The following is a 24,287-nucleotide window of genomic DNA, read 5'->3' as shown; positions in this document are numbered from 1 at the left end:
ACCTTTAGAAAGGTCAAGATTGAAGTAATAAAGCAAATATTTAGTATAAACTTTAATACTTCTTTCTCGCTATTTATAAAATTATTTATTGCTACTAGGCATATTCATCTTTGAATGATCCATTTTAGAATGGTCCATATTCATCATAGAATGATCCATTTTTGACATGTCAGATGAGTTAGGAGACTGATGTTGACTATGATCTTGCTGAGTCTTGTCATCTTTTTCCATTTTACAAGGTTTTGTACAAGGTTTCTGTGCTTTTACCGTTTTAGTGGCACTTGAGGTTGATACATCTTTTGCCCAAGATTGAGTACCAGCAATTAAAGTTCCAGCACACATTAAAATTGTTAGACTACGACGCACTACAGTTTTCATAAGTTTCTCTAAAAGTTAATTTCTTGCTACTACAATAAAGTGAAGCACTGAACATCTAAGTGACTTGAAAATGACATTTTTGTAATCTATCTCGATTAGATGTTTTATAACGTTATTATAGTTTTAATGAATGACTTAGGATTCGGAAATGAGAATACTATTAGTTGAAGATGAACAAAAAACTGGTGATTATCTCAAGCAAGGTTTATCCGAAGCTGGCTATATTACGGACTGGGTTACAGATGGGTTAACGGGTAAACATCAAGCTCTTTCTGAAGAGTATGACTTAATTATTTTAGACGTGATGTTACCTGGACTAAATGGTTGGAATATTATCAATGATATTCGTAGCAGCGGTAAAACAATGCCCATTCTTTTTCTTACCGCCCGAGATCAGATAGAAGATCGAGTAAAAGGATTAGAGCTAGGCGCTGATGATTATTTAGTTAAGCCTTTTGCTTTTGCAGAGCTTCTAGCTCGAATAAAAACGCTCCTTAGACGAGGGCAACAAAGAGAAGATAATAATATTATTAAGATTGCTGATTTAGAACTTGATTTGAGAAAACGTCGGGTAACACGAGCAGGTCAACGCATTGATTTAACGGCTAAAGAATTTGCTCTTATGGAGCTTTTTATGCGTAGAAGAGGTGAAATTCTACCAAGAGCACTTATTGCATCTCAAATTTGGGATATGAACTTTGATAGTGATACAAATGTAGTTGAAGTCGCTATTAAACGATTAAGAAATAAAGTAGATAGTAATTTTACCCCTAAGTTAATTCAAAATATTAGAGGAATGGGGTATGTATTAGAGGTAGAAGATGAATAATAAATTATTCAAATCTATCAGTTTTCGTATTGGTATTATTTTCTCATTATCGACTATATGCATTCTCATTATGATGGGGTTTTTCATCCATAAATTAGTGATGCATCATTTTGAAACGCAAGATCGTACCCAATTAGAAGGTAAAATCCAGCTTATTCAGAATCTTCTCCAACAGCATCCTAAAAATTCTCCAGAACTTGATCTATATTTGAAAGATGCTTTAGTTGGACACCATGATCTTATGGTCCAAATAGAACGACCGGCAGGTCAGATTTTATTTAGTTCAGCATCTTCAATCATTAATACTCAACAGTTAATCAAGTCAGCAAATAACCCTTGGATTAAATGGAAAATTAAGAATAAGACCTATCGTGGCATGATCTACAACACGGATATAAACAAAAATACTGAAATACAATCTGTACGCATTATTGTGGGGATCGATACATCTGAACATCTACATTTTTTAAATGATTTTAAGCGTCAACTTTTTTACATTGGTTTAGCCGGTACGATTTGTTTAATGTTTTTAGGCTGGTTTGCAACCTGGAGAGGTTTAAGACCCGTGCAAAAAATGGCTAAGGTCGCAGAAGGCATTTCTGCCCAACATCTTTCAGAACGTTTAGAAGTTGAGCACACACCAACCGAACTAAAATCATTAGCAATTGCCTTCAATGATATGCTCGACAGACTAGAATCAGCTTTAGAAAGGCTTTCCGATTTTTCATCTGATTTAGCGCATGAAATTAGAACACCGATTAATAACTTAATGACTCAAACTCAAGTATGTCTTGCCCGTAAACGAGATACCAGTACCTATCAAGAAGTACTATTTTCTAATTTAGAAGAATTAGAACGTTTGGCTCGAATGGTATCCGATATGCTTTTCTTGGCAAAAGCAGAACATGGCCTAAAATTACAGAACTTACAGAATATTGACCTGGTTAAAGAAGTTACAGCCTTATTTGATTTCTATGATGCGCTAGCTGCCGAAAAAAATATGACGCTTCAACAAACAGGATCTGGAAATGTCAAAGGTGATCCTGCTATGTTACGTCGAGCACTCAGCAATCTATTATCTAATGCAGTTAAATATGGAAATAAGAATTCTACAATACGCATAAAACTTCAACAGAATTTAGATAACACAATATTTTCAATTGAAAATGAAGGCCCTGAAATCTCTCCTGAACAACTATCCAGGTTATTTGATCGATTTTATCGAACAGATGCATCTAGACAAAGAACAGAAGAAGGAACCGGCTTAGGGCTCGCGATAACAAAATCTATTCTTGATATGCTTGGGGCGACCATCCAGGCTGAATCCCTCAATGGTCGAATCATTTTTACCATTGTTTTTCAAAGTGAATCCATGCAAGGGGAATCATTTTAACTCATTTTTTGAACATCTTCCATTTACCCGAGTTGACCTTACATAAAGCTCAAACTGAGAGCCAGAGCTACGCCAGCACCTATCATGGCAATTGTGTAGCCAAATATGATAGCTCGGCCAAACTGTGCCCCCCCTGTCATCCATGCAATTGTCGCTTTGCTTAACATGTTGCTCAGTGTGGCCAGCCCTAGCGCGACAGCAGCCACATTTGTTGTTAAGCCTTCAGTACTATGCAGGCGGGCAAGTGAGACTAAAATAGCATCTACGTCTGCTAGCCCAGAAATAGTCGATAATACGAAGATGCCGCTGGTGCCCAACCATTGTTTTGCTGCCGGGACCAAGACTGCCATGACAGCCAGGAAAGCAGCGAAGCTGAATGCTGTCCCAAGATCAAAAGGAGCCATTGCTTCTATTGTTCGATCGTTGTTTTCAGCGCTGGTAATTTGGCGTTGTCTCCACAATGCCATACCCAGCAGAAGGATTCCCGCAATCATCATTGCACCACCAAAAGTGCTTAGCAATGCTGGCTCAATGACGCCTATCAGCACAACCATACGAAAAAACATGATGCCACAGGCAGCCAATGTTCCAGAAATAGCAGCACTGACCATGACGGGGTGCTGGCGTGTATAGCGTGCCAGTGCGACAGTTGCAGCTGTAGAAGATGCCAAACCACCCAATAGACCTGTCCAGAGTATGCCTCTTTGTGAACCGGTAAGCCGCATGGCAAAATGACCTGCCAGAGAGAGTCCGGCAATCAGGATCACTGCCCACCATAACTGGTAAGGATTTAATGCAGCAAAAGGTCCCAGACCCGTATTGGGTAAGTAGGGTAATATAACGACAGAAAGTACCAGCAACTGCAGGGATGCGGTTAATTCACGATGCTCTATCAAGCGTAGCCAACCGTGTAAGGTTGGCTTGAGATCCAAAAATACAGCGACGATTACAGCCGCGGTTAATGCTAAAGTAACATTACCATGGGATGCATATGCACCTAAAACTAATGTCAACAGCATCGCGATCGTCGTGGTAGCGCTTAGATTACCGGAAAGTTTTGCGGTACGCGCGTAGGACACTGTTAATAATAAGGAAAGCCCTAATACGGCCGCGACCAGCGGCCAAGGCCCGAAGTTTGGTTGTAAATGACCGAGCACTCCTCCGAGCAATCCTGTCAATGTGAAGGTACGTAGGCCTGCTACTCGGCTGCCCTCGGGCAATTCACGATCGTGCCATCCTCGTTCTAAACCAATGAGCAGGCCGATGGCAAGTGCTGCAATAAGACCTGGTACATCTGGTGGAAGAAAAGAACTCTCTATCATAACTTTTTATTTCGCAGGCGAAGGGCATTCGTGATGACTGAAGCTGAACTCAAACTCATAGCCAAGGCGGCAATCATCGGTGACAACAACCAACCGGTAAATGGATATAGTACGCCAGCCGCGATAGGGATACCCAAAGCATTGTAAAGGAAAGCAAACATGAGGTTCTGTTTCATGTTGCCGACAGTAGCTTCCGAAAGTGAACGGGCAACAGCAATCCCTCGTAAATCTCCCTTGACCAGCGTAACTTGGGCACTATTCATTGCAACATCAGTCCCGGTTCCCATAGCGATACCGACATCAGCTTTAGCCAAGGCTGGTGCATCATTGATGCCATCACCAGCCATAGCCACGATGCGACCTTCCTTCTGCAATTTGCTGACCAGTTCTAGTTTATCTGCGGGTTTGACTTCGCCATGTACCTCATCAATGCCTAGACGTGCTGCGACTGAACGGGCAGTGGTGAGACCATCTCCTGTTGCCATCACGATACGTAGACCCGCTTCCTTCAGGGTGGCAAGTGCTTCTGGGGTATTTTTTTTGATGGGATCGGATACTGCAAGCAGACCGGCCAATTCACCATTGATGGCTAGATGCATCACACTTGCACCTTCCGAACGCAGCTCTTCGGCTTGCGGAATCAGAGATTGTACCGAGATACCCAATTGCTCCATCAGTGCTGTGTTGCCCAAAGCTAACTGACGATCGCCCACTTGACCTCGAACACCAATCCCTGAGCCCGATTCAAAATTATCTGGTGTTTCAAGAGACAGGCCACGTTCGTGTGCTGCATTTACAATCGCTTCGGCTAGCGGGTGTTCACTGCCTTGATCAAGACTGGCGGCTAAACGTAATACTTCAGATTCGTCAAAATCTGATGCGGCAACTACACGATCGAATACAGGGCGTCCTTCAGTTAACGTACCTGTTTTATCGATGATTAGTGTGTCAATCTTGCGTAGATTCTCAATGGCTGCTGCATCACGAAACAGCACACCATGAGTAGCACCTTGACCCGTCGCAACCATGATAGACATTGGAGTTGCCAAGCCTAGTGCACAAGGACAGGCAATAATGAGTACTGCCACAGCATTGATTAATGCATAAACCCAGCTTGATTCTTCTGGGCCGAATAGTCCCCATCCAAAGAAGGTAAGCAAGGCAATGGTCACTACAGCCATGACGAACCAACCTGCTACCTGATCAGCCATACGTTGCATTGGTGCTCTCGATCGTTGAGCTTGCGCCACCATCTGTACGATCTGGGATAACATGGTACTTGAACCAATTTTCTCTGAACGCATGATCAATGAACCATTGGTATTCAGGGTAGCTCCAATGACTTTATCGCCGATACGTTTAGTGATAGGTAAAGGTTCACCTGTCAGCATCGATTCATCCACTGAACTACTTCCTTCAGTGATTACACCATCCACAGGCACTTTTTCACCTGGGCGAATTCTGAGTAAATCTCCTACATGGACATGCGTTAGAGGAACATCTTCTTCAGTTCCATCAGGCAGGATTCGGCGAGCTGTTTTAGGAGCGAGCCCAAGGAGTGACTTAATTGCAGCAGAAGTTTGCGAACGTGCTTTTAACTCCAATATTTGTCCCAGTAGGGTCAATGAAATGATGACCGCTGAAGCTTCAAAGTAAACAGCGACACGACCCATGGAAATAAATGAGTCTGGGAAGATTTGCGGTGCAATGGTTGCGACCACACTATAAATAAATGCAGCTCCAGTGCCCAAACCAATCAGCGTCCACATGTTCGGGCTGCGATTCACAACCGATTGCCAACCCCGGGAAAAAAATGGCCAACCTGCCCAAAGTACAATTGGGAGTGACAACACCAGTTCAATCCAGCTCTGAACAGCCATATTGAACAGGTTCATTTGATGACCAAACATCGCCAAAAAAGTCACGATGATGGTCAATGGCAGTGTCCACCAGAAGCGTCGGCGGAAATCACGTAACTCCGGATTCTCATCTTCCTCTAATTCAGGAATGAGTGGCTCCAGTGTCATTCCGCATTTAGGACAGTTTCCAGGATGATCTTGCCTGATTTCTGGATGCATTGGGCATGTATAGATGGTCGTACCTGTTGTGCTTGCCGCATTAACGTGTTGAACAGTCTGATGATGCTGTGTATGTGCATCGGCAGTCGTCGTTGCGGGTTTAGCGATATATTGCACCGGGCTGCTATGAAACTTTGATTGACATTTATCACTGCAAAAAAAGTAAGTTTTCCCCTTAAATTCCTCATGGTATTTCGATTCTTCAGTGACGGTCATACCACAGACTGGGTCTTTCAGTACGTCTGTTGTAGCCTGTGCCATATGGTCCTGGTTATGATTTTTTTGATCTGACATAAATAATTCTCTTATGGAAAAGTGGTTTTATGGCCGAATTTTGGAATAAATCTCGGAGTCTGTTGAGCATAGCTGTCATAGACAGCGCCAAACTGTTTACTCATTTCAGCCTCTTCCTTAATTGCCAAGCGGCTGTACATTAAGAGTAGGATTGGAAACATAATCAGTGTCAGTAAAGTTGGCCATTGCAATAAAAAACCCAGCAAGATCATCACAAAAGCCACGTATTGTGGGTGACGTATACGTGCATAAGGGCCTGTGATCGCTAAAGAATGCTGACGTTGCGCGTTGTACAGCACGTGCCATGACGTTGATAACAGGTAAAATCCATAACCCAAGAAAACGTAACTGGCGATATGCAAAATGCCAAAATGTGGATCACCTTTTTCACCTAATAGCGTTGACCACAAGTGACCTGCATTATGAGAAAGTAAGTCAAGTTGAGGGAAGCGAGTTTGAAGCCAACCAGATAACAGGTAAATGGTTAAAGGAAAACCATACATTTCGACAAATAGAGCAATGATAAAAGCCGAAAAGGCCCCAAATGTACGCCAATCGCGCGCAGTGGAAGGTCTAAAAAAACTGAAAGCGAACATGATAAAAACTGCTGAGTTAATGATAACCAGCGTCCATAAACCATAAGCCGATTCCGCATGATTCATGATGGATCTCCTGATAAGAGCTATTTTTTGTTATCAGATATATCGGATTTTTTTTGCTGCGAGTGGTTATGCCCATGACCACCATGCATAAAAATATGCATCAGTGGACACGCTAAAAGGAATAAATAAGGCAAAGCACCGATAACGTGGGCCAAATGTTCCGTTAATAGAAAATAAGCTGCGATACCACCCAGCACGATTAGACCAATGGCATAACGTGTAGACCAGAAGTTAGGTACTGAATTATTTTCTTGGTGTTGGTGATTCATGGTGCTTTCCCCTAATTCATGGGTAACTATTTAGTTGCTGACGGAGGCATACAGTCCATCATCATCTGCATCATGGATTGCATCATGTCCATACGTTTTTCCATCATCTGCTGACGGTCAGCCATATTTGCATTCATGCTTTGGCTGCCCATCTGTTTCATCATACTCATACCTCCTTGCATGAGTTTCATGTGCTCAGCCATAAGTTTCTGACGTTCTTGTGGGGTTTTTGCAGCCATCATCTTCTCATGCATGGCTTGCATCGCCTTCATGTGTTGATCCATTGCAGCCATTTTATCTGTAGCAGTGGTGCTGGTAACTGTTTGCTTAATTGTTACTGCAGATGGTGCTGTTTTTTCAGGGTGGTGATCTTTGTGTTCATCGGATTGCTGTGCAAATGTATTCAATGACGCGGCTGCGATACATAAGCCCAAAAAAATGTTTTTGAATTTCATCATAATTTTTTCCTTTAAATAATTTGGAAGTAAAAGCTATGTTTTAGTACTGAACAGAGTCTAGGAATTTGACTACTAAACTGATGAAATTTTTGGTTATTCTCTGTCTCTCTTAAAAATTTTAGCACTATTAATTAATTATTTTTAAAAATGACAAAAATGTAATTTTGAGATCTTCTCGAAATATATAGTCTATGCTGAGATGACAAAAATTTTATTTAATATTAATCTTTTAAAACTATTAAAGTTGTTATGATTTTATGTGCTTAAAAAAATAAAAATGAAATGATTAGATGACTCCAAGGCTAGTTAGAGACACATTCTTAATGTAATTTACACTGTTATTCCTTTAAAGAAAAAATACAGTTGATCAAAATAGTTTTTTATAGAAAAAAGGGTGGATAATTTAATTATTAAACTTATTGGTATATTTATTAGATAGAAGGTAAAGAAGATTATTTTTAATATTAGGGTTTATAATCCAAATTTCAGAGTAAGGAATCTACTACTTATATAATAGAGATTCCATCTCCAAAACAGTACTACTGTATGAATGAGTTGTATTCAATGCAGGGAAGAATGTAGATCCTTAATACTAACGGAAAATTATTTTACTGAATTTTCATGTAAAGACTCATTTAATTGATCAATCACTGTCGTCCATTCACCATCAGAGTGTAGTTTTTCTTCTAAAAAATGACGTTGAGCATCAGTCCAAAAAATTGCTTGTGTTAAAAAAACATCTCCAGCTAGCTGATGGCTCTCTATGAATTTTGCAATTGCTTCTTCAGTAGAAGCTAAACCAAGCTGTTCAAATAATTTGGTCATTCTTGGACGTGTTTGAGTCATGTGCTTAGCCCACAAATTTATATTAGATCAAATTAAACATAACATGTTTATATTTAAACTAAAATATAAAAAATTAAATAGCTACTATTTTCTTAGACAAAATGATTACTACATTTCATAAATCAACCACCTACATAATTTGTTTGTTAAATGATCATTATTTTTCAATAAGATTATTTTAATAGTTAAAGATTTTAAATTTTAAAAATGACAAAAATGTAATTTTGAAGTCATCGCTCTGTTTCTGTCTCTCACTAATAATTGAAATATAAGAGGAGATGATGTGGTCTCATTAAATATAGATTTTATAAAGTCATCTCTAATGAACTAACGAATCAAGAGGAAACGTAAATGAAATTATTTCAAAATAAAATGACTGCTCTACGTAATGTTGTAGTAGCTGCAACGATGATTGTGGCTACTACAACTACGTTCGCTCATGTGAGTTTAGTGAGTGCGATTCCTGCGGAAAATGCATCTATCCTTAGTCAACCAAAGAACTTGACCCTTAACTTTGGTGCAGAGGTTATGTTGATGAATATTAAGTTACTGGATGCTCAGCGAAGAGATGTTCCTTTAAAATATAAAGTTACTCATGACTTAAAGAAATCCTTTGATGTCGCTCTTCCGAAACTGAAAAAAGGTAAATATACCGTTGTCTGGACAACAATGGGGAAAGATGGTCACAACATGAATGGTGAATATAGTTTCACTATCAAATCAACTAAATAAGAATTGATTACCTTTCAACATGTCAGTGAGGTGCTGGCATGTTGTTCTAGAATGGACAAAAATAATGATTTCTGAATATTGGATGTGGGCCACTTGGTTAACTAAGGTTATTTTATATTTAAGTGTAGCTTTTGTCGTTGGTGGAGCCTTTTGCTATTTTTTACTTAGACAATATCTTGAACTAAAAGAATCGATTCTTAAATATATTACAATTGGCGCTGGATTAGGCCTAATTTCCAGTACCTTAGGATTTTTTATTCTGATTGGTAGTTTTGCCAATACTGGTATTACAGGGATGGTGGACCCCACGTATATTAATATATTGGTTAATACTCCGACGGGGTATATATACGTTCTTCGTTCTATTAGTTTTGCTCTTTTACTTCTTCTCATGGTGGTTAAAGTTAACAGGAACAAAGGTCAGTTTTCTATAATTGAAAGTTCAATATTTTGTATTTTACTTATCCCGATTATTTTTAGTTTTTCCCAGCTCGGACATGTCGCTAATTTAACCTTACTTGCTCAAATTTTATTATCAATCCATATTCTAGTTATGTCGTTATGGATGGGGTCTTTATATCCGTTATGGAAAACCAGCCGGGAAATAAGTGGTTTACCTTTAAAAGATCGCATGCATGTATTTGGACGTATTGCTGCTTTCATTGTTGGGATATTAATCGCCTGTGGCGCTAGTGTAGCTCTTCTTTTAATTAAAGATTTTAATACCTTAATCAATACTGCATATGGCTATGGTTTCATGGTTAAAATGTTTTTTGTTATAAGTATTCTACTTTTAGCTGCCTTCAACAAATGGTATTTCACCCCGCGTCTTCAACATCCTAAATTCGCTAAACACCTTAGTCATGCCATTTTATTTGAGATGTTATTAGGTCTATCAATTCTATTAACAACAGGCTATATAACCACTGTCGTGGGTATTGAATAAGAGAATTTCAAAATAAGGGAATTGAGGAAATTTAACATTACTGCATTTATCTTTTGTAGCTGAGCAATAAAGTTTCTACTGGACTGTCAACTTACGACAATCAGAACAGTAAAATCGCATCATGAGGCATTATACATAAAGGTAGTCACCGGTTTTTAGCTTATCTTCAACCCATAACGGTCTCATCTATTCAGTTCACTACCATTGATTGAAATAACTAATCTTATAAATTTCAGAGTGATCGTAGATGACAAAAATGTCATTTTAAAGTCACATTAATGTTGGTTAAGTACTTTTACTGTAGTCATTAGAACACTCTTCTTTGGAATACTCTGAAGAAAACTGTAAGGTTATAAACAGACCAAGTTACAGCGAGTAACTGATTCAGAAAAAGGCTGGTTGTATGGTGAAAGTTTAGAGTTACTGTTCTAATGTTTTAAACAAATGTTTTGTTAAAAAGGAGCAACATATGAAATTTCACATCGCTAATATGACTTGTGGTGGTTGTGCACGCGGCATTACTACCGCAATTAAAGAGCTCGACTCGAATGCCTCACTCGATATTGATTTACAAAACCGTATCGTTGAAATCAACACAACAGTGAGTCAGGATAAAGTCATTGCAACTCTCAGTGAGCGTGGATTTACAGCTGATCCTGCTTAATCTCTGTTAGAGTAACAGTGGGAATTCCTTACCACTTTGGTGGTGTTTCAAAAAGTATGCTAGCGTTAAACAAATCCGTTATTAAGGTAAAAGAAAGTCAAATCAAAGGCTTTAAAATGATTTTCGAGCTTTTTAGAAAAGTTGCAACTTCTCCTAAATCCACGCCTGATTCGATGACGAATTCTACAATTGTTACCTTCAATACCGACGGTAAAAAACTTACCGATCACTTGCTTGCAACATTGAAATGCTGTGATAAAACTATCCCAATATTGTTACTTAGACAGGTAGGACATTTGATTTGTAGCGTTATTTTCATACCTCTATTTTATCAAAAGCCATATTGTTTTTTTCAGCATACTTTTTGAAACACCACCTTTGTTTGTTTTAGAGCGTCGGGGCGCCTCGGCAATTCTGCGTGTTGAAATAGAAAGGAAAATTCATTACTTTAAAGCGCAAAGCGTGTTGCAGATGCAGCTCTTATTCCGAGGAATTTTACACTGGTATCGCCCGCCGATAGAAACACCAGATCCGGCAGTCAGGACGTAAATAACCATTCCTCCAGTTTAAATAAAAAAACCTGCAGATTCGATGCAGGTTTTTTTTAGAGATAATCAATCGCGTCTTATTTGGCTTTACGCTCTTTCTCGATCAGGTAATTCACCACCTGAATGACTTTGGCATCATTACCCTGCACAATATATTTACCATTCACGGTCACTGCCGGAACACCACTTAACTGATACTGAGCAGCCAGATTTTTGGCTTGGGCAATTTTCGAAGTGATCGGGAAAGATTTATAAGTGCTGTTAAATTTCGCTTCAGGAATACCATAGCGGGTATAGAACTTGGCCAATTGCGCCTGTTCTAAAATTGGACGTTGCTTATCATGAATATCATGGAATAATTGTAAATGTGCTTTTTGACGCACACCCAATGCTTCAGACACATAATAAGCACGCGCTGCCTGCTCCCAGAGTGGATTCATTGCAGCCGGCGTACGTACAAAACGTACATCTTTTGGTAATTTTTTCAACCAGCCCTGCATATGTGGTTCAAGCGCGAAACAGTGACCACAGCCGTACCAGAAGAATTCACGTACCTCAATTCTGCCCGGTTTTTCGACTTTGACTGGTTTTGCAACCACTTGATAGTCCTGACCTGCCACAAAATTGGCCATAGCATTGCCTGAAAAGGCCAAAACAGATGCGGCAACAGCTCCTAAAAGGAATTTTTTCATTGGGATTATCGTCCTCTAAATCATTATGCTTAGTGTATGGGTTCACTATAAATCAATTATGCCGGTTCCGTTTTCATGCTGCGAACTTTTGTGCTATCAGAACCGCTACATTAAAGTATGCGACTGATTTTAAGTCAGTTAATATGGCCATTCGACCGCTATGTGTTTTTAGATAATCACAAAAGTTAAACTTTGAGTAATAAAAACGGTTATAATTTCTACGATTAAAACGTAGTGGTCAAACCTACAGTAAATATTAGCTTCTTACTATTCTCTTCAGTAACAGCCGCGTGGCTATGATAATTGCTGGAATTTACAACATAGAACTGAGCAAAAAATGATTTATGAAAGGTTTATTAAATTAAATAAATTATTTATATAGTTAAAATTCACCTGATAAATCACTTTTTAATTTAAATTACTATGTTAATTATTTGTTAATTATTTCTAAATTTTTCTCTAAGAAACGGAGTCCCCCATCAGCAAAACTACTGGTTGAAAAAACTATAGTAAAAATAACTAAAATAATCTTCATGTACATATTATTGAATCTAATCATATCTTGGACCAAAAAAATCTTTACTTATAATAATGAGTAAATATATACATCCGAATGACGACAAAATTACAAACTTGTAATTTTGTTAAGGTTTGTTCTCAAAAAAATAAATTAATACTATTTTAAAAAAGATAAATCGTTGCTGAAAAAGCTAGATTGCAATCGAGTTAATTAATTATAAATCAAAAACTTATATTGTATAAAATTAGTAACTCTTTGCTTTCTGCACTTATTATTTAATCAACGTTTCACGATTTTCATAAGCTAAACTAAATATAGTCGCCAATTTCAATTGAGTTATTTCCCGGCTTTTAAATACCGATATACCGCTTGGCGACTAATTCCAAATGCCTGGCCTAATGCCATTTTTGAAGGGTACTTCCCCTCCTTCCATGCTTGTCGTAAAGCTTCAGCTTGGTCAGGCTTTAGTTTATGCACCCGACCTTTGTACTTCCCCTGAGCAGAGGCGAGTTTTATTCCTTCCTTTTGCCGCTCTAAAATGATCTCACGTTCGAACTGTGCAAAAGCACCCATCATTTGAAGCATCAAATTATCCATCGGGGTGGATTCGGCTGTAAAAGTAATATTTTCTTTTACAAACTGGATGGCGATTCCTCGTTTGACCAGTTTATCTACTTCAGTGACCAAATCTTTTAGGCTTCGCGCAAAACGATCCATTGAATGTACAATCACCCTGTCCCCTTCCCGGACATAGTTCAACATTTCCTGAAATTTAGGTCGGTCAGTATTTTTACCTGAAGCACGGTCAACAAAAATCCGGTCGACTTCAATTCCCTCAAGTTGACGTCCAGTGTTTTGCTCGACAGAACTTACCCGGATATACCCTACTTTTTGGCCTTTCAATTTTTCACGCCCCAATTGGATAAAAATGAACAATTTCGTAAATTATAAATCTTTAATACTAAAGTTACATGTTATTTATGATTAAAAATCATTTAAATGATACATAATTTCATGAACTTTCAGATTGTAACTTTAGGGTTTACTCTAAATTTACATATTTAAATAACGAGTTTTTTCTCACTCATAAGAATTTGCAAGAATATATATACATTTATTGACATTAAGTAATTTAAATAAAATCAATATACGTATTTACATATATGTGGAAATACGTATATAAGTATATCTGAGTTTCTAATAGCAGTGTTAGTCAAAATGTTCTCGACCATAAAGATTTATCACAATCCTGAGTGTGGTACATCAAGGAATACCTTAGCTTTAATTCAAAATGCAGGAATTGAACCAATCGTTATTGAATATCTAATTACCCCACCTTCGAAAGCAGAATTAATTGAACTTATTCGTAGTGCTGGTTTAAGTGTTAGAGAAGCAATTCGTAAAAATGTACCTCCATATTCTGATTTAGAAATTGTTCGGGAAGATTGGTCTGATGAACAGCTTTTAAATTTTATGCTTCAACATCCTATTTTGATTAACCGCCCATTCGTTGTTACGGATTTAGGTACACGTTTGTGTCGTCCTTCTGAAGTTGTTTTGGATATTCTCCCGTTTCCTCAGAAAGGCGCATTTAGCAAAGAAGATGGTGAAAAAATTATTGATGAAAATGGCCAAAGAATTAAATAGTACTTTCTCATCTCTTGAATGGAAAGAATGTGAAGGAGATTTATATGGATCAAGTTAATTTTTTTAAATGCTTATCAGATGAAACACGTCTCAATATAGTGACATTAATTGTTGAAAATAAAGAACTATGTGTATGTGATTTGACTGAAAAACTACAACTCAGTCAACCGAAAATTTCAAGACATTTAGCCCTTTTACGTGCTTCAGGGCTACTTCAAGATCGCAGACAAGGCCAATGGGTTTACTACAGTATCAATCCAAAATTGGCCAACTGGTGTTATGAAATTTTAGATATTTTGAAGACGGTTCAATCTCAATCAAAGCTGGATGATCAACACCCCCTTTCTGTAAATAGTTATTGTGAGTAATTCAATGAAATTTTTATTTTTATGTACTGGAAATAGCTGCCGTAGCATTTTGTCTGAAGTTTTGTTTAATAGCCGAGCACCAGAAGGTTGGAAAGCCTATAGCGCTGGGAGTAAGCCTTCAGGTCAAGTTCACCCGCTAACTTTAGAAACCCTTGAAAACTTAGGATTATCTACCGAAGGTTTATGGAGTAAAACGATTAATGATTGTGAACAATATCAACCTGATGTTGTGATCACAGTATGTGATTCTGCTGCTCAAGAAGCATGTCCACTTTATTTGGGTGGAGCAATCAAGGCACATTGGGGCTTGGCTGATCCTTCACACTTAGACGTGAATAAAGAAGAAAAAATGAAAGCCTTTATGAGCACTGTTGAACATATCAATCGTCGCTTAGATGCTTTATTTAAACTTAATGTAGATAAACTATCTCGCTCAGAATTGATTGCAGCAATTAATCAAATTTCGAACGTTGAGTAAGTGAAATGTCTGAAAAACGCTTATCTTTTTTAGATCGCAACCTGACGCTATGGATTTTTATTGCCATGGCCTTAGGCATTGCCATCGGAAACTTCTTTCCTCAGGCTTCTGTCGCACTCGATAAATTAAGCATTGATTCAGTGAATATTCCAATCGCGATTGGTCTTATTCTAATGATGTATCCACCACTGGCAAAAGTGAACTATGCGACTTTGCCACAAGTGTTTAAGGATAAGAAAACCCTTACTTTGTCCTTAGTACAAAACTGGCTGATCGCGCCAGTACTCATGTTTGCCCTGGCAATCATATTTTTACATAGTTATCCAGAATATATGACCGGTGTCATCCTGATTGGTCTTGCTCGATGTATTGCCATGGTTCTGGTGTGGAATGGCTTGGCCTGTGGTGATAATCAATATGTTGCAGCATTAGTTGCCTTTAACAGCATCTTCCAGATTCTATTTTTCAGTACCTATGCCTGGTTATTCCTGACCTTCCTTCCACCCTATTTTGGTGTCGCTTCGCAGGTCATTAATGTCGATTTCTGGACCATCACCCATGCTGTTCTGGTTTATCTTGGTATTCCGTTCTTATTAGGTTTCTTAACGCGATGGATTTTGGTGAAACAGAAAGGCGTGGAATGGTATGAAACCAAGTTCATTCCGAAAATCAGTCCGCTGAGTTTAATGGCTTTGCTGTTCACCATTCTGGCCATGTTTAGCCTAAAAGGCGGTGATGTCGTGAGTCTTCCGCTTGAAGTTTTACGCATCGCGATTCCTTTAACCATTTACTTCGTTTTAATGTTCTTCATCAGCTTCTTTATGAGTAAATGGATGGGCAATGACTATCCTAAGACCACAGCAATTGCATTTACCGCAGCGGGGAATAATTTTGAATTATCACTTGCAGTAGCGATTGCAACTTTTGGTATCGCTTCGCCTGTTGCTTTTACCACGATTATTGGCCCACTGGTCGAAGTTCCTGTGTTGATTGCCTTGGTGAGTGTTTCACTCTGGCTGAGAAAGAAAGTTTTTAAAGAGGCCTAACTCTATGAATCTCCCAAATGTAGATCTAAATCTTCTTGAGCAACCCACCTTTGAAAAAGTTCAAGCCAAAGAACTTGCTCATCCTCCGCGAATTTTGCTGCTGTATGGCTCTAATCGAGAACGTTCTTACAGTCGCCTTGCAGTTCTTGAAGCCGGTCGAATCCTTGAGCATTTTGGGGCGGAAATAAAAATCTTTCATCCTAAAGGGCTTCCTTTACCAGAAGATGCGGATACTGAGCATCCAAAAGTAAAAGAACTGCATGAGCTTTTAGCATGGTCAGAAGGCATGGTCTGGTGTTCACCTGAACGCCATGGTTCTATGAGTTCAATCTTTAAATCTCAAATCGACTGGATTCCACTGGCAGGAGGGGCAATCCGTGCTACCCAAGGTAAAACTCTTGCCTTGATGCAAGTCAGTGGCGGATCACAGTCATTTAACAGCCTGAACCAGATGCGTATTTTGGGGCGGTGGATGCGGATGATCACCATTCCAAATCAGTCTTCAGTTCCAAAAGCTTTTTTGGAGTTTGAAGAAGATGGACGAATGAAACCTTCGGCTTTCTATGACCGGATTGTGGATGTGATGGAAGAGTTATTTAAGTTCACCCTACTGACTCGTGGACAAAGCAAATACCTGACAGATCGTTATTCTGAACGCAAGGAATCGGCTGAAGAGTTGTCCAAGCGTGTAAATCAGCGCAGTTTATAAATGCTGGATGGTATTAAATACTGCGCCTCATTGCCAGGTCAGTAACACTTTTATGCTGTACCGATGAAGTGCTGTTAAAGGTACAATGAATATTGTAAAAACCCAGTCTTCATGATTGGGTTTTTACATTAAAGAAGTCAGAGATAAATAAGGAAAAGGTGAAGGCTTTGAACCAGAAACAGACTGAAACTGATGTGATCATTATCGGTGGTGGGCAGGCCGCTTTATCTACCGCTTATTTTTTAAAGCGCAAGAAAATCCCATTCATTATATTGGATGAGCAAAATCAAGCGGGGGGTGCCTGGCTGCATACCTGGGAGTCATTGCGTCTTTTTTCTCCTAATACCTGGAGTTCTCTATCCGGTTGGATGATGCCCATCACTGAACAGACCTATCCAACACGAAATGAGGTGATCCAGTATTTATCGGCTTATGAACAGAGATATCAATTTTCGATTGTTCGTCCAGTACATGTCGATCGTGTGGAATCGAAGGGAAAGTATTTAGACGTATATGCTGGAGAAAAGTTTTGGCGAGCCAAGGTGGTGGTCAGTGCAACAGGGACATGGCGCCAGCCGTTTATTCCTGATTATCCGGGACAGGAAAACTTTCAAGGCACGCAGTTACATTCAGCCCATTACCTGAATGCAGATTCATTTAAAGATAAGAAAGTCATCGTGGTGGGTGGGGGGAATTCGGGCGCGCAAATACTCGCTGAGGTTTCACAAGTTGCTGAAACCATTTGGGTCACAAAAACTCCGCCTCAATTTTTACCTGATGATGTCGATGGTCGAGTACTGTTTTTAAGAGCAACTGAGCGTTTAAAAGTACAACAAGAAGGAAGAAAAGTTGACCAGCCAATAGGTGGCCTAGGTGATATTGTGATGATCGATAGTGTCAAAGAGGCAAGGAATAGAGGAGTCTTACATAGCCGTCCACCTTTTCAATCTTTAGCTACAGATGCAGTTATTTGGCCAGATGGAAAAAAAGAGAAAATTGATGTGATTATTTGGTGTACTGGATTTAAGGCTTCATTAAATCATCTAAAAAGTATAGATATAGTAGAGCGAGATAACTTTGTAGAAGTTCAAAATGGAAGGTCTATTAAGTTACCTAACTTGTGGTTAGTTGGATATGGAGATTGGACAGGTATGGCATCTGCAACATTAATTGGCGTTTCTAGAACAGCGAGAGCTACAGTAGATGAGATCTTCACTTATCTACAAGAAATTAATACTAAAAAATTTTCAGAATAATTATCCATATCGAGTATAAGAATTTTAGAATCGGTTTTGTGTCTAGGCTACTGGGAGCATTCCAATATTTTGATTATTATTTCACTAAAAGTGTCTACAAGATCATGCTCTTCATTAAGCCATAATTTTTGATATTTAAACCTAATTTCATGAATTGCACTAAAAAGAGGGAACTCTTTCATAATTTATAATTAAATTAGAAGTTTTCTTAGGAAGCTGTTTAATATTATTGATATCTATACAGTTTTTCTTGTAAAAGCGCTTCATTTATAGTGAGTATTTCAATAAAATAAGGGAGCTAGCTCCCTTATTTTATTCATTTGCTAATTAAAGATTACTCGCAACTTGATATGTGATGAATGAAAAGATGTAGGCTAATGCAAACAAATAAGTTGCCATAATGATGGGCTGTTTCCAGCTGCCAGTTTCTCGTCTAATTGTTGCTAACGTAGCAAGACAATGGGGAGCAAAAATAAACCATACCAATAATGATAAACCTGTGGCTAACCCCCATCCATCCGGGCCTGAAATTTGACTTAACAGACTTTGAGTTACTGTATCTTCATCACCTGACATCGCATAAATCACCCCAAGAGCAGCAATTACAACTTCCCTTGCTGCCATAGCAGGAATGAGTGCAATACATATTTCCCATGTAAACCCAATAGGCGCAAATATAGGATGAATTAAATGCCCTAACTGACCAGCTAAACTATAGTTAATGGCCGGCATGGTTGCATTATCTGGTGGTTGAGGGAACGTGACTAGCACCCATAACAAGATAGACAGCGCAACGATAATGCCACCAACTCGTTTTAAGAAAATAGTTGCCCTATCATATAAGCCTAATGCAATATTTCTAATATCTGGAATTCGGTATGTGGGAAGTTCAAAAATAAAAATACTTTCAGTTTTATCTTTTCGAACCAACTTCAGAAAGACTGAAACTAATAACGCTGAGACTATTCCCGACATATAAAGACCAAAAAGGACTAATCCTTGCAGACTTAACCAGCCGTAGATTAATTGGTTGGGAATAAATGCCGCGATCAATAAAGCATATACTGGCAATCTTGCTGAACAGGTCATCAAGGGTGCAATCATAATTGTTGCTAATCGGTCCCGTTCAGAGCTGATACTTCTGGTTGCCATAATTCCGGGAATGGCACAAGCAAAACTGGATAGCAGAGGAATAAATGAACGGCCGCTAAGCCCGGCTTTAGACATTAATTTATCTAAAAGAAATGCTGCCCGGGGTAAATAGCCTGACTCTTCAAGCATTAAAATGAAGAAGAATAAAATCAAAATCTGAGGCATATATGCAAGCACGCTACCTGCACCAGCAATTACCCCATCCACAACCAAGCTTTTTAATAGAGGATGTTGGATTAGTGGTCCAATAAAATCACTGAGCCATGCGACAAAATTTTCAATGAATTCAATAAAAGGCGTTGCCCATATAAATACCGCCTGGAACATCACAAACATGGTTAAAGTTAAGATTACTAAACCCAATACAGGATGTAGAAAAATTTTATCTAGAAATGCGGTTCTTTTATCACCACTGTCATTATTTAAAATAACTTGTTTGGTGATTTGTTTGACCTGTTCAAAATGACTTAATTCAGAATGATAAGGAGTAATAAAAAGATTTTTTTGATCTAATTGATTAATTAAATCTTGAATTCCTTTTGTTTTAACTGCGACAGCTTCAACTACAGGGATACCTAACAGTTGAGACAGTTTATCCTTATCAATGGAAATACCACGCTTTTTGACCTCATCCATCATATTTAATACAAGAATCATAGGGCGATTTAGAGCACGAACTTCGAGAACCAAGCTCAAATGTAAGCTTAAATTTGTGGCATCTACAACGCATATAAAAATATCGGGTAGAACTTCACCTTTTAGCTCGCCCAAACAAACTGCCCTGGTGACTTCTTCATCTAAACTACTAGGTTTTAAACTGTAAGTTCCGGGTAAGTCCAATACTCGTACTGCATCACCAGAAGGTAATTTAAAAGAACCTTCTTTTCTTTCTACGGTAACTCCAGCATAGTTGGCAACTTTTTGTCGCGTACCAGTAAGCGTATTAAATAAAGAGGTTTTTCCACAATTTGGATTACCGACTAATGCAATGTTCTTAATCTTCATTGGATACTAACTCTACAAAAATTCTTTCAGCTTCATTCTTTCTTAATGCGAATCTTGAAGTTTCAATTTGAACTAAAACAGGATCTCCGCCAAAAACACCTTTAGCGAGTACTTGTAGAGTTTCACCCTCTCTAAAACCTAATAGTTGGAGCCGTTCCAATACGGGATCAGTGGTATGACTGTATTGATTACCTTTTTTGAGATCTCTAATTTTGACGATCTGATTTTGTTTAACTTGAAATAGATTCATTTTCGATACTCTTACTTCAAAGCCAAAATCTTTCGAGCACCATTAAGCACGAATAAAGAAACCAGGATGCCAATGATTAAGTCTGGGTAAGCTGATCCCGTCCACGCCACGAGTACACCGGCAAATATAACGCCCATATTTACGACAACGTCATTCGCCGAGAAAATCCAACTGGCTTTCATATGTGCGCCATCTTCTCGATGACCAGAAATAAGATATAAGCATGTCACGTTAGCTATAAGTGCGAGCAGGCCAATAACAATCATGAGCGTTGATTCTGGCTCGCTTCCAAACATGAATCGTCTAATGACATCAATAATCACGATGACAGCAAGTAATAACTGAATCCAACCTGCGAAATGGGCTGCTTTCACTTGATATTTCGCAGCTTTTCCGACGGCATATAGCGCAATACCATAAACGGCTGCATCGGCAAACATATCTAGAGAATCAGCAATCAATCCTGTAGACGCAGCAATAATTCCGCTGATGAATTCTATAAAGAAAAGTAGAGCATTAATGCCTAATAACAGTTTAAGTACTTTAGCTTGTCTCACAGGATCAGGTTCATTAGGTATATCGCCTGAAGAAAGCTGTGTTTCATCAAGTTTCGCCCCAAAACCCAGTCCTTCAAGTTTGGCCGTAATTTGCTGACTCCCTTCATTATGGAAGACTTTCAGTTTTCGATTGGGAAGATCAAAAGTAAGACCTTTAACTGCTTCAATATCTGCAAGAGCCATACGGACCATTTGCTCTTCAGCAGAGCAATCCATTTTAGGAATGGTGTAGGTACTTGTTTGCTTAGCCTGTTGATTGCTTATATAAGTTTCAGTCTTCACAAGCTTTGCACCAAAACCCAAAGCTTCAAGTTTGGTGGTTATATTTTCATCTTTTTGATTATGTAGAACCTTTAAAGAACGGTTAGGTAAATCAAAGATGAGTTTTTGAACACCATCAATTGAAGATAGCGCCATACGAACCATCTGTTCTTCCGCAGAACAATCCATTTTGGGAACTAAGTATTCACTCATGTAGTGCGAATTTTTTAAAACGTCTTCAGTGCTTAAATTTTCTTTGGGATCAGAACCACAACAGGATTGAGCGGTATCTTCACAACTGTTTGAAGTGTTACAGCAAGGAGATGAAGATTTTTCTTCTTCCTCTTCACCACAACAGCTAAGCGTATTATTACAATTCTTTGAATTGTTTGCTTCTGCAATTGATGGATGATTTTCTTGTTGAGATTTCTTATCTTTGCATGGTGTTTCTTTACTACATCCACAACCACTCATAATTATACCCATTAAAAAAATTTATAAACTTTGAATATTAGAATCCCTATAGTTACTATAGAGTCAAGATTTTTTGGAAATACCAACTCAATGCATTTAAAAATTGGTGAACTCTCTAAAAAAACCTCATGTTCAGTATTAACAATTAGGTTTTATGAAAAGGAAGGTTTAATTCCGGAACCCGAAAGAACGGAAGGAAATTACCGCCTTTACGATATAGGCTATGTTGAGCGAATTAAGTTTATTTTGAATTGCCGAACTTTAAATATGAGTTTGAATGAAATTCGTCAATTACTCACCTATAAAGATAATCCCAAGAAAAATTGTTCAGATGTGAATGAATTAATTGACTTACATGTCAGTGCTATCAGAGAAAATATAATCAAGCAACAAAAGCTTATTGAACAATTATCTGATTTAAGAGGTACTTGTGATGGTTTATGTACAATTGACCAATGTGGAGTTCTAAAAAATCTAGCTTGATTATCTAGACCTATGCTTTTTTCAAAAACTCTGTATATCTTTACTTAAGGCTGCAAAAAGATTAAGGTGACTTAAATTTTGTGATCAGATCTTAGATAGCTTTGGTTAGCTTCCGATTGGTGTTTTAAATACAGATTTGTGTATGAAGAGAAAAACATTTCTAATCCAGATATTGGTACTCTTATTCACATTCCAGAATATTTGGAGTGTGGCAGAGGCTGCTTGTCTGCATGAAATGCCAAACATACCCAATTCAATACTCTCTAATCCAATCGATTTAGACGAAAAGAGTGATAGTCCTCGTCAAGCACTTTATTCCCTAGAAAACTATAAAGAAATCTATGACTATTGTCAGAAGGTTTGTTTTAACGAAAAGTGCAGTCATTTCTCAAATACAATCGTGATTCAGATTGACCCACCCGATGATCTGAAGCTTAAAGCTAATTTTGAGACCGGCATTACCCCAACTTATTTGGGAATAACTTTTTATAAACCCCCTTATCTGGATCAATTAACCCCGCCTCCCGATTTGCCCCTACTATTGGTGGGGTAGTCTTATAAAAGCCCACCACTCCTAATTTCATTATGCGTGGGGCATTTTCATGTCAAAAAACAAATTACATCAGGATACCTCCATCCTGAATTTATCCTGGTCAGCCTTAGGTAGCGGTATCTTGCTATCTGCAATGATCAGCTTCAGTACTTCCGTAGTCGCCAGTACTCAAGATTTAACGCTGCAGCAAGCTATTGAGCAGGTTAACCAATATCAAGCGTCCCAAAATTTCTGGGAAACGCAAAACAGCATTAATGCCACGAATCTTCAGCAAAGTAAGCTGTTTAAAAATCCTGAACTGTCAGTTGAACAAACGGGATTTGGTTCAAATAATGAAAAAGAGCTTACCATTGGCATATCACAACCCTTGGATATTTTTGGTGAGCGAAGAGCAAACCAAAAATTAGCCAGTCTCTCTACAGATAAAACAGCGCTGAAACAGAAGATTTATCAAGCACAAATTGAGCTTGCAGTGAAATATGTATGGTCACAACTGGCCATTGCTGAACTTGAAAAAAACATTGTCAATGAACAACTTCGGGTGAGCCAAGAAAACCTTCAAGCAATCGAAAAGCGCTTTAATGCAGGCAGTATTGCCCAAGTAGATGTAAATCGCGCACGTTTAAGCCATGCTGAAAATATCCGTCTTTTTAGACAGGCAGACTTACAGGTACAAGTGGCCACCCAACAATTATCAAATTTATGGGGTACGTCTGATAAGTCATTGCAGGTAAACCTCTCTTCACAAAAGCTCTGGCCAAAATCGACTCATGAACAGGTTCAAGAATATTTAGCGGAAAACTACGTTGAGAAATATCGAGCTTTACTGGTATTAGAGTCTCAAGCAACGGTTGATCAACTAAGGGCAAAGGCACGTCCTAACCCCACTTTAAACCTAGGTGTCAACCGCACCCAATCCTTGGAAAACTCCACACAAAATCAATTAGTAGTCGGAGTCAGTGTACCGCTTAATATTTTCGATCGTCAGCAAAATGGCATAAAAATCGCGCAAGAAAAAATGAACTTATTAGAGCGTCAGAAAGAGTTTTATCTGAAGCAAAATGCGCTGCAAATAGGCACAATTTTAACCGAGTTGCAGGGTTTAGAGCTGCAATTCAAAGTCGTTGACGAGACTCAAATTCCTTTGGCGACTCAAGTTCAAAGTAAGACGCTACAAGGTTTCTTGGCAGGCAAGTTTGCTTTAACCGATGTTCAGCAAGCCACGCTTCAATTACAAGACATCCGTCTGCGTAAAGTCCAGTTGTTACGGGATGGCTGGCAAAAGGCCATTGAAGCAGAAAGTTTGAGCTTAGGCATTAGCCCAAGTGAAGTCATGTCGAAAGATGCTATTGCACAAATCAATCAAAACTTATGGCAAGACATACAGGCCATGCCTGTCATTGGTGGGGGAAATTAA

The 24,287-nt window shown here is 38.6% G+C and carries 26 protein-coding genes and 3 pseudogenes; 15 read left to right on the top strand and 14 right to left on the bottom strand.

Going from position 1 to position 24,287, the window contains the following annotated elements; all coding sequences use genetic code 11:
* Positions 1-81: 81 nt before the first annotated feature.
* Positions 82-378 carry a hypothetical protein gene (locus tag J7649_RS16275; RefSeq protein WP_004695744.1) on the bottom strand — a complete coding sequence of 99 codons (297 nt, stop codon included), beginning with the start codon at positions 376-378 and terminating at the stop codon, positions 82-84.
* Positions 379-526: 148 nt separating this feature from the next.
* On the opposite strand from J7649_RS16275, the gene J7649_RS16270 reads away from it, so the two are divergent.
* Together J7649_RS16270 and J7649_RS16265 are read left to right on the top strand one after the other, a co-directional pair.
* On the top strand, positions 527-1,207 hold the full coding sequence (locus J7649_RS16270) for a heavy metal response regulator transcription factor (RefSeq protein WP_004679347.1): 681 nt from the start codon (positions 527-529) through the stop codon (positions 1,205-1,207).
* Positions 1,200-2,600, top strand: a complete 1,401-nt coding sequence (locus J7649_RS16265) for a heavy metal sensor histidine kinase (protein ID WP_005105857.1) — start codon at positions 1,200-1,202, stop codon at positions 2,598-2,600. The genes J7649_RS16270 and J7649_RS16265 overlap by 8 nt, the downstream gene beginning before the upstream one ends.
* Before the next feature lie 38 nt (positions 2,601-2,638).
* Here the strand turns inward: J7649_RS16265 and J7649_RS16260 are convergent, their stop codons facing one another.
* The 6 genes from J7649_RS16260 to J7649_RS16235 all read right to left on the bottom strand — a co-directional run bounded on the left by J7649_RS16260 (position 2,639) and on the right by J7649_RS16235 (position 8,529).
* The gene (locus J7649_RS16260) at positions 2,639-3,922 is read right to left on the bottom strand and encodes an MgtC/SapB family protein (RefSeq protein ID WP_213687778.1); all 1,284 of its coding nucleotides are present in this window, start codon (positions 3,920-3,922) and stop codon (positions 2,639-2,641) included.
* Positions 3,919-6,294, bottom strand: a complete 2,376-nt coding sequence (locus J7649_RS16255) for a heavy metal translocating P-type ATPase (protein ID WP_004663996.1) — start codon at positions 6,292-6,294, stop codon at positions 3,919-3,921. The genes J7649_RS16260 and J7649_RS16255 overlap by 4 nt, the downstream gene beginning before the upstream one ends.
* An 11-nt stretch (positions 6,295-6,305) precedes the next feature.
* Positions 6,306-6,956: a methyltransferase family protein gene (locus tag J7649_RS16250; RefSeq protein WP_004663997.1), complete on the bottom strand. Its 651-nt coding sequence runs from the start codon at positions 6,954-6,956 to the stop codon at positions 6,306-6,308.
* Positions 6,957-6,976: 20 nt separating this feature from the next.
* A complete protein-coding gene (locus J7649_RS16245) occupies positions 6,977-7,225 on the bottom strand; it encodes a DUF2933 domain-containing protein (protein WP_004695740.1) in 249 nt (82 codons plus the stop codon).
* Between the two features lie 26 nt (positions 7,226-7,251).
* The gene (locus J7649_RS16240) at positions 7,252-7,683 is read right to left on the bottom strand and encodes a hypothetical protein (RefSeq protein WP_004695737.1); all 432 of its coding nucleotides are present in this window, start codon (positions 7,681-7,683) and stop codon (positions 7,252-7,254) included.
* Positions 7,684-8,286: 603 nt separating this feature from the next.
* Positions 8,287-8,529: a DUF2789 family protein gene (locus J7649_RS16235; protein ID WP_004281876.1), complete on the bottom strand. Its 243-nt coding sequence runs from the start codon at positions 8,527-8,529 to the stop codon at positions 8,287-8,289.
* Positions 8,530-8,880: 351 nt separating this feature from the next.
* Here J7649_RS16235 and J7649_RS16230 point away from each other — a divergent pair, with 351 nt between their 5' ends.
* The 3 genes from J7649_RS16230 to J7649_RS16220 all read left to right on the top strand — a co-directional run bounded on the left by J7649_RS16230 (position 8,881) and on the right by J7649_RS16220 (position 10,871).
* Positions 8,881-9,261, top strand: coding sequence for a copper resistance CopC family protein (locus J7649_RS16230; RefSeq protein ID WP_004681441.1), 381 nt, complete (start codon positions 8,881-8,883; stop codon positions 9,259-9,261).
* 64 nt (positions 9,262-9,325) lie between these two features.
* Positions 9,326-10,207: a copper resistance D family protein gene (locus tag J7649_RS16225; protein ID WP_005220177.1), complete on the top strand. Its 882-nt coding sequence runs from the start codon at positions 9,326-9,328 to the stop codon at positions 10,205-10,207.
* Positions 10,208-10,676: 469 nt separating this feature from the next.
* The gene (locus J7649_RS16220) at positions 10,677-10,871 is read left to right on the top strand and encodes a heavy-metal-associated domain-containing protein (protein WP_004733233.1); all 195 of its coding nucleotides are present in this window, start codon (positions 10,677-10,679) and stop codon (positions 10,869-10,871) included.
* Positions 10,872-10,936: 65 nt separating this feature from the next.
* On the opposite strand, the pseudogene J7649_RS16215 reads toward J7649_RS16220, so the two are convergent.
* A pseudogene (locus tag J7649_RS16215) lies at positions 10,937-11,143 on the bottom strand (IS1 family transposase); the annotation flags it as partial.
* A gap of 175 nt (positions 11,144-11,318) precedes the next feature.
* Between J7649_RS16215 and J7649_RS17025 the strand changes: the two are divergent.
* Positions 11,319-11,420: pseudogene (locus J7649_RS17025) on the top strand (TetR family transcriptional regulator); the annotation flags it as partial.
* 76 nt (positions 11,421-11,496) lie between these two features.
* On the opposite strand, the gene J7649_RS16210 reads toward J7649_RS17025, so the two are convergent.
* From J7649_RS16210 to J7649_RS16205, 3 genes and pseudogenes are all read right to left on the bottom strand, one after another.
* Positions 11,497-12,111: a thiol:disulfide interchange protein DsbA/DsbL gene (locus tag J7649_RS16210; protein ID WP_004281236.1), complete on the bottom strand. Its 615-nt coding sequence runs from the start codon at positions 12,109-12,111 to the stop codon at positions 11,497-11,499.
* A gap of 177 nt (positions 12,112-12,288) precedes the next feature.
* Positions 12,289-12,410, bottom strand: a pseudogene (locus J7649_RS17020) (cation diffusion facilitator family transporter); the annotation flags it as partial.
* A gap of 557 nt (positions 12,411-12,967) precedes the next feature.
* Positions 12,968-13,534 carry a recombinase family protein gene (locus tag J7649_RS16205; protein WP_219310260.1) on the bottom strand — a complete coding sequence of 189 codons (567 nt, stop codon included), beginning with the start codon at positions 13,532-13,534 and terminating at the stop codon, positions 12,968-12,970.
* 315 nt (positions 13,535-13,849) lie between these two features.
* On the opposite strand from J7649_RS16205, the gene arsC reads away from it, so the two are divergent.
* The 6 genes from arsC (at position 13,850) to J7649_RS16175 (ending at position 18,135) form a co-directional block, all read left to right on the top strand.
* On the top strand, positions 13,850-14,278 hold the full coding sequence (arsC, locus tag J7649_RS16200) for an arsenate reductase (glutaredoxin) (protein ID WP_004733243.1): 429 nt from the start codon (positions 13,850-13,852) through the stop codon (positions 14,276-14,278).
* Between the two features lie 44 nt (positions 14,279-14,322).
* Positions 14,323-14,646 (top strand): metalloregulator ArsR/SmtB family transcription factor, encoded by a 324-nt coding sequence (locus J7649_RS16195; protein ID WP_004644742.1) that lies wholly within the window; start codon positions 14,323-14,325, stop codon positions 14,644-14,646.
* A gap of 4 nt (positions 14,647-14,650) precedes the next feature.
* On the top strand, positions 14,651-15,124 hold the full coding sequence (locus J7649_RS16190) for an arsenate reductase ArsC (RefSeq protein WP_004781073.1): 474 nt from the start codon (positions 14,651-14,653) through the stop codon (positions 15,122-15,124).
* Positions 15,125-15,129: 5 nt separating this feature from the next.
* Positions 15,130-16,170 carry an ACR3 family arsenite efflux transporter gene (gene arsB, locus J7649_RS16185; protein WP_004644740.1) on the top strand — a complete coding sequence of 347 codons (1,041 nt, stop codon included), beginning with the start codon at positions 15,130-15,132 and terminating at the stop codon, positions 16,168-16,170.
* A gap of 4 nt (positions 16,171-16,174) precedes the next feature.
* Complete coding sequence (arsH, locus tag J7649_RS16180; RefSeq protein ID WP_004644739.1) at positions 16,175-16,879, top strand: arsenical resistance protein ArsH; 705 nt, start codon at positions 16,175-16,177, stop codon at positions 16,877-16,879.
* Between the two features lie 167 nt (positions 16,880-17,046).
* Complete coding sequence (locus J7649_RS16175) at positions 17,047-18,135, top strand: ArsO family NAD(P)H-dependent flavin-containing monooxygenase (protein ID WP_026444402.1); 1,089 nt, start codon at positions 17,047-17,049, stop codon at positions 18,133-18,135.
* Between the two features lie 327 nt (positions 18,136-18,462).
* On the opposite strand, the gene feoB is transcribed toward J7649_RS16175, so the two are convergent.
* The 3 genes from feoB to J7649_RS16160 are packed head-to-tail and all read right to left on the bottom strand — an operon-like array spanning position 18,463 to position 21,834.
* On the bottom strand, positions 18,463-20,292 hold the full coding sequence (feoB, locus tag J7649_RS16170) for a ferrous iron transporter B (protein ID WP_034171691.1): 1,830 nt from the start codon (positions 20,290-20,292) through the stop codon (positions 18,463-18,465).
* Positions 20,282-20,542, bottom strand: coding sequence for a FeoA family protein (locus tag J7649_RS16165; protein ID WP_004665962.1), 261 nt, complete (start codon positions 20,540-20,542; stop codon positions 20,282-20,284). The genes feoB and J7649_RS16165 overlap by 11 nt, the downstream gene beginning before the upstream one ends.
* 11 nt (positions 20,543-20,553) lie before the next feature.
* Positions 20,554-21,834: a cation efflux transmembrane domain-containing protein gene (locus tag J7649_RS16160; protein WP_005105969.1), complete on the bottom strand. Its 1,281-nt coding sequence runs from the start codon at positions 21,832-21,834 to the stop codon at positions 20,554-20,556.
* Positions 21,835-21,924: 90 nt separating this feature from the next.
* Here J7649_RS16160 and cadR point away from each other — a divergent pair, with 90 nt between their 5' ends.
* The 3 genes from cadR (at position 21,925) to J7649_RS16145 (ending at position 24,287) form a co-directional block, all read left to right on the top strand.
* The gene (gene cadR, locus J7649_RS16155; protein ID WP_004281856.1) at positions 21,925-22,317 is read left to right on the top strand and encodes a Cd(II)/Pb(II)-responsive transcriptional regulator; all 393 of its coding nucleotides are present in this window, start codon (positions 21,925-21,927) and stop codon (positions 22,315-22,317) included.
* Positions 22,318-22,459: 142 nt separating this feature from the next.
* Complete coding sequence (locus tag J7649_RS16150) at positions 22,460-22,870, top strand: hypothetical protein (RefSeq protein ID WP_004733191.1); 411 nt, start codon at positions 22,460-22,462, stop codon at positions 22,868-22,870.
* Positions 22,871-22,919: 49 nt separating this feature from the next.
* Entirely contained in the window at positions 22,920-24,287 is a 1,368-nt protein-coding gene (locus J7649_RS16145; RefSeq protein ID WP_004281854.1) for a TolC family protein, read from the top strand.

This window comes from Acinetobacter lwoffii, from assembly GCF_019343495.1.
Classification (GTDB): domain Bacteria; phylum Pseudomonadota; class Gammaproteobacteria; order Pseudomonadales; family Moraxellaceae; genus Acinetobacter; species Acinetobacter lwoffii_P.
This window is presented reverse-complemented; position numbering and strand designations above follow the sequence as displayed.

Bases quoted from the DNA above. Each gene is read 5' to 3' on its own strand.
- arsC (WP_004733243.1), top strand. From the start codon at position 13,850: ATGTTCTCGACCATAAAGATTTATCACAATCCTGAGTGTGGTACATCA.
- arsB (WP_004644740.1), top strand. From the start codon at position 15,130: ATGTCTGAAAAACGCTTATCTTTTTTAGATCGCAACCTGACGCTATGG.
- J7649_RS16230 (WP_004681441.1), top strand. From the start codon at position 8,881: ATGAAATTATTTCAAAATAAAATGACTGCTCTACGTAATGTTGTAGTA.
- J7649_RS16190 (WP_004781073.1), top strand. From the start codon at position 14,651: ATGAAATTTTTATTTTTATGTACTGGAAATAGCTGCCGTAGCATTTTG.
- J7649_RS16195 (WP_004644742.1), top strand. From the start codon at position 14,323: ATGGATCAAGTTAATTTTTTTAAATGCTTATCAGATGAAACACGTCTC.
- J7649_RS16160 (WP_005105969.1), bottom strand. From the start codon at position 21,834: ATGAGTGGTTGTGGATGTAGTAAAGAAACACCATGCAAAGATAAGAAA.
- J7649_RS16255 (WP_004663996.1), bottom strand. From the start codon at position 6,294: ATGTCAGATCAAAAAAATCATAACCAGGACCATATGGCACAGGCTACA.
- J7649_RS16145 (WP_004281854.1), top strand. From the start codon at position 22,920: ATGTCAAAAAACAAATTACATCAGGATACCTCCATCCTGAATTTATCC.
- J7649_RS16150 (WP_004733191.1), top strand. From the start codon at position 22,460: ATGAAGAGAAAAACATTTCTAATCCAGATATTGGTACTCTTATTCACA.
- J7649_RS16270 (WP_004679347.1), top strand. From the start codon at position 527: ATGAGAATACTATTAGTTGAAGATGAACAAAAAACTGGTGATTATCTC.
- J7649_RS16225 (WP_005220177.1), top strand. From the start codon at position 9,326: ATGATTTCTGAATATTGGATGTGGGCCACTTGGTTAACTAAGGTTATT.
- arsH (WP_004644739.1), top strand. From the start codon at position 16,175: ATGAATCTCCCAAATGTAGATCTAAATCTTCTTGAGCAACCCACCTTT.
- J7649_RS16260 (WP_213687778.1), bottom strand. From the start codon at position 3,922: ATGATAGAGAGTTCTTTTCTTCCACCAGATGTACCAGGTCTTATTGCA.
- J7649_RS16220 (WP_004733233.1), top strand. From the start codon at position 10,677: ATGAAATTTCACATCGCTAATATGACTTGTGGTGGTTGTGCACGCGGC.
- J7649_RS16245 (WP_004695740.1), bottom strand. From the start codon at position 7,225: ATGAATCACCAACACCAAGAAAATAATTCAGTACCTAACTTCTGGTCT.
- J7649_RS16165 (WP_004665962.1), bottom strand. From the start codon at position 20,542: ATGAATCTATTTCAAGTTAAACAAAATCAGATCGTCAAAATTAGAGAT.
- cadR (WP_004281856.1), top strand. From the start codon at position 21,925: ATGCATTTAAAAATTGGTGAACTCTCTAAAAAAACCTCATGTTCAGTA.
- J7649_RS16275 (WP_004695744.1), bottom strand. From the start codon at position 378: ATGAAAACTGTAGTGCGTCGTAGTCTAACAATTTTAATGTGTGCTGGA.
- J7649_RS16250 (WP_004663997.1), bottom strand. From the start codon at position 6,956: ATGAATCATGCGGAATCGGCTTATGGTTTATGGACGCTGGTTATCATT.
- feoB (WP_034171691.1), bottom strand. From the start codon at position 20,292: ATGAAGATTAAGAACATTGCATTAGTCGGTAATCCAAATTGTGGAAAA.
- J7649_RS16265 (WP_005105857.1), top strand. From the start codon at position 1,200: ATGAATAATAAATTATTCAAATCTATCAGTTTTCGTATTGGTATTATT.
- J7649_RS16235 (WP_004281876.1), bottom strand. From the start codon at position 8,529: ATGACTCAAACACGTCCAAGAATGACCAAATTATTTGAACAGCTTGGT.
- J7649_RS16210 (WP_004281236.1), bottom strand. From the start codon at position 12,111: ATGAAAAAATTCCTTTTAGGAGCTGTTGCCGCATCTGTTTTGGCCTTT.
- J7649_RS16240 (WP_004695737.1), bottom strand. From the start codon at position 7,683: ATGATGAAATTCAAAAACATTTTTTTGGGCTTATGTATCGCAGCCGCG.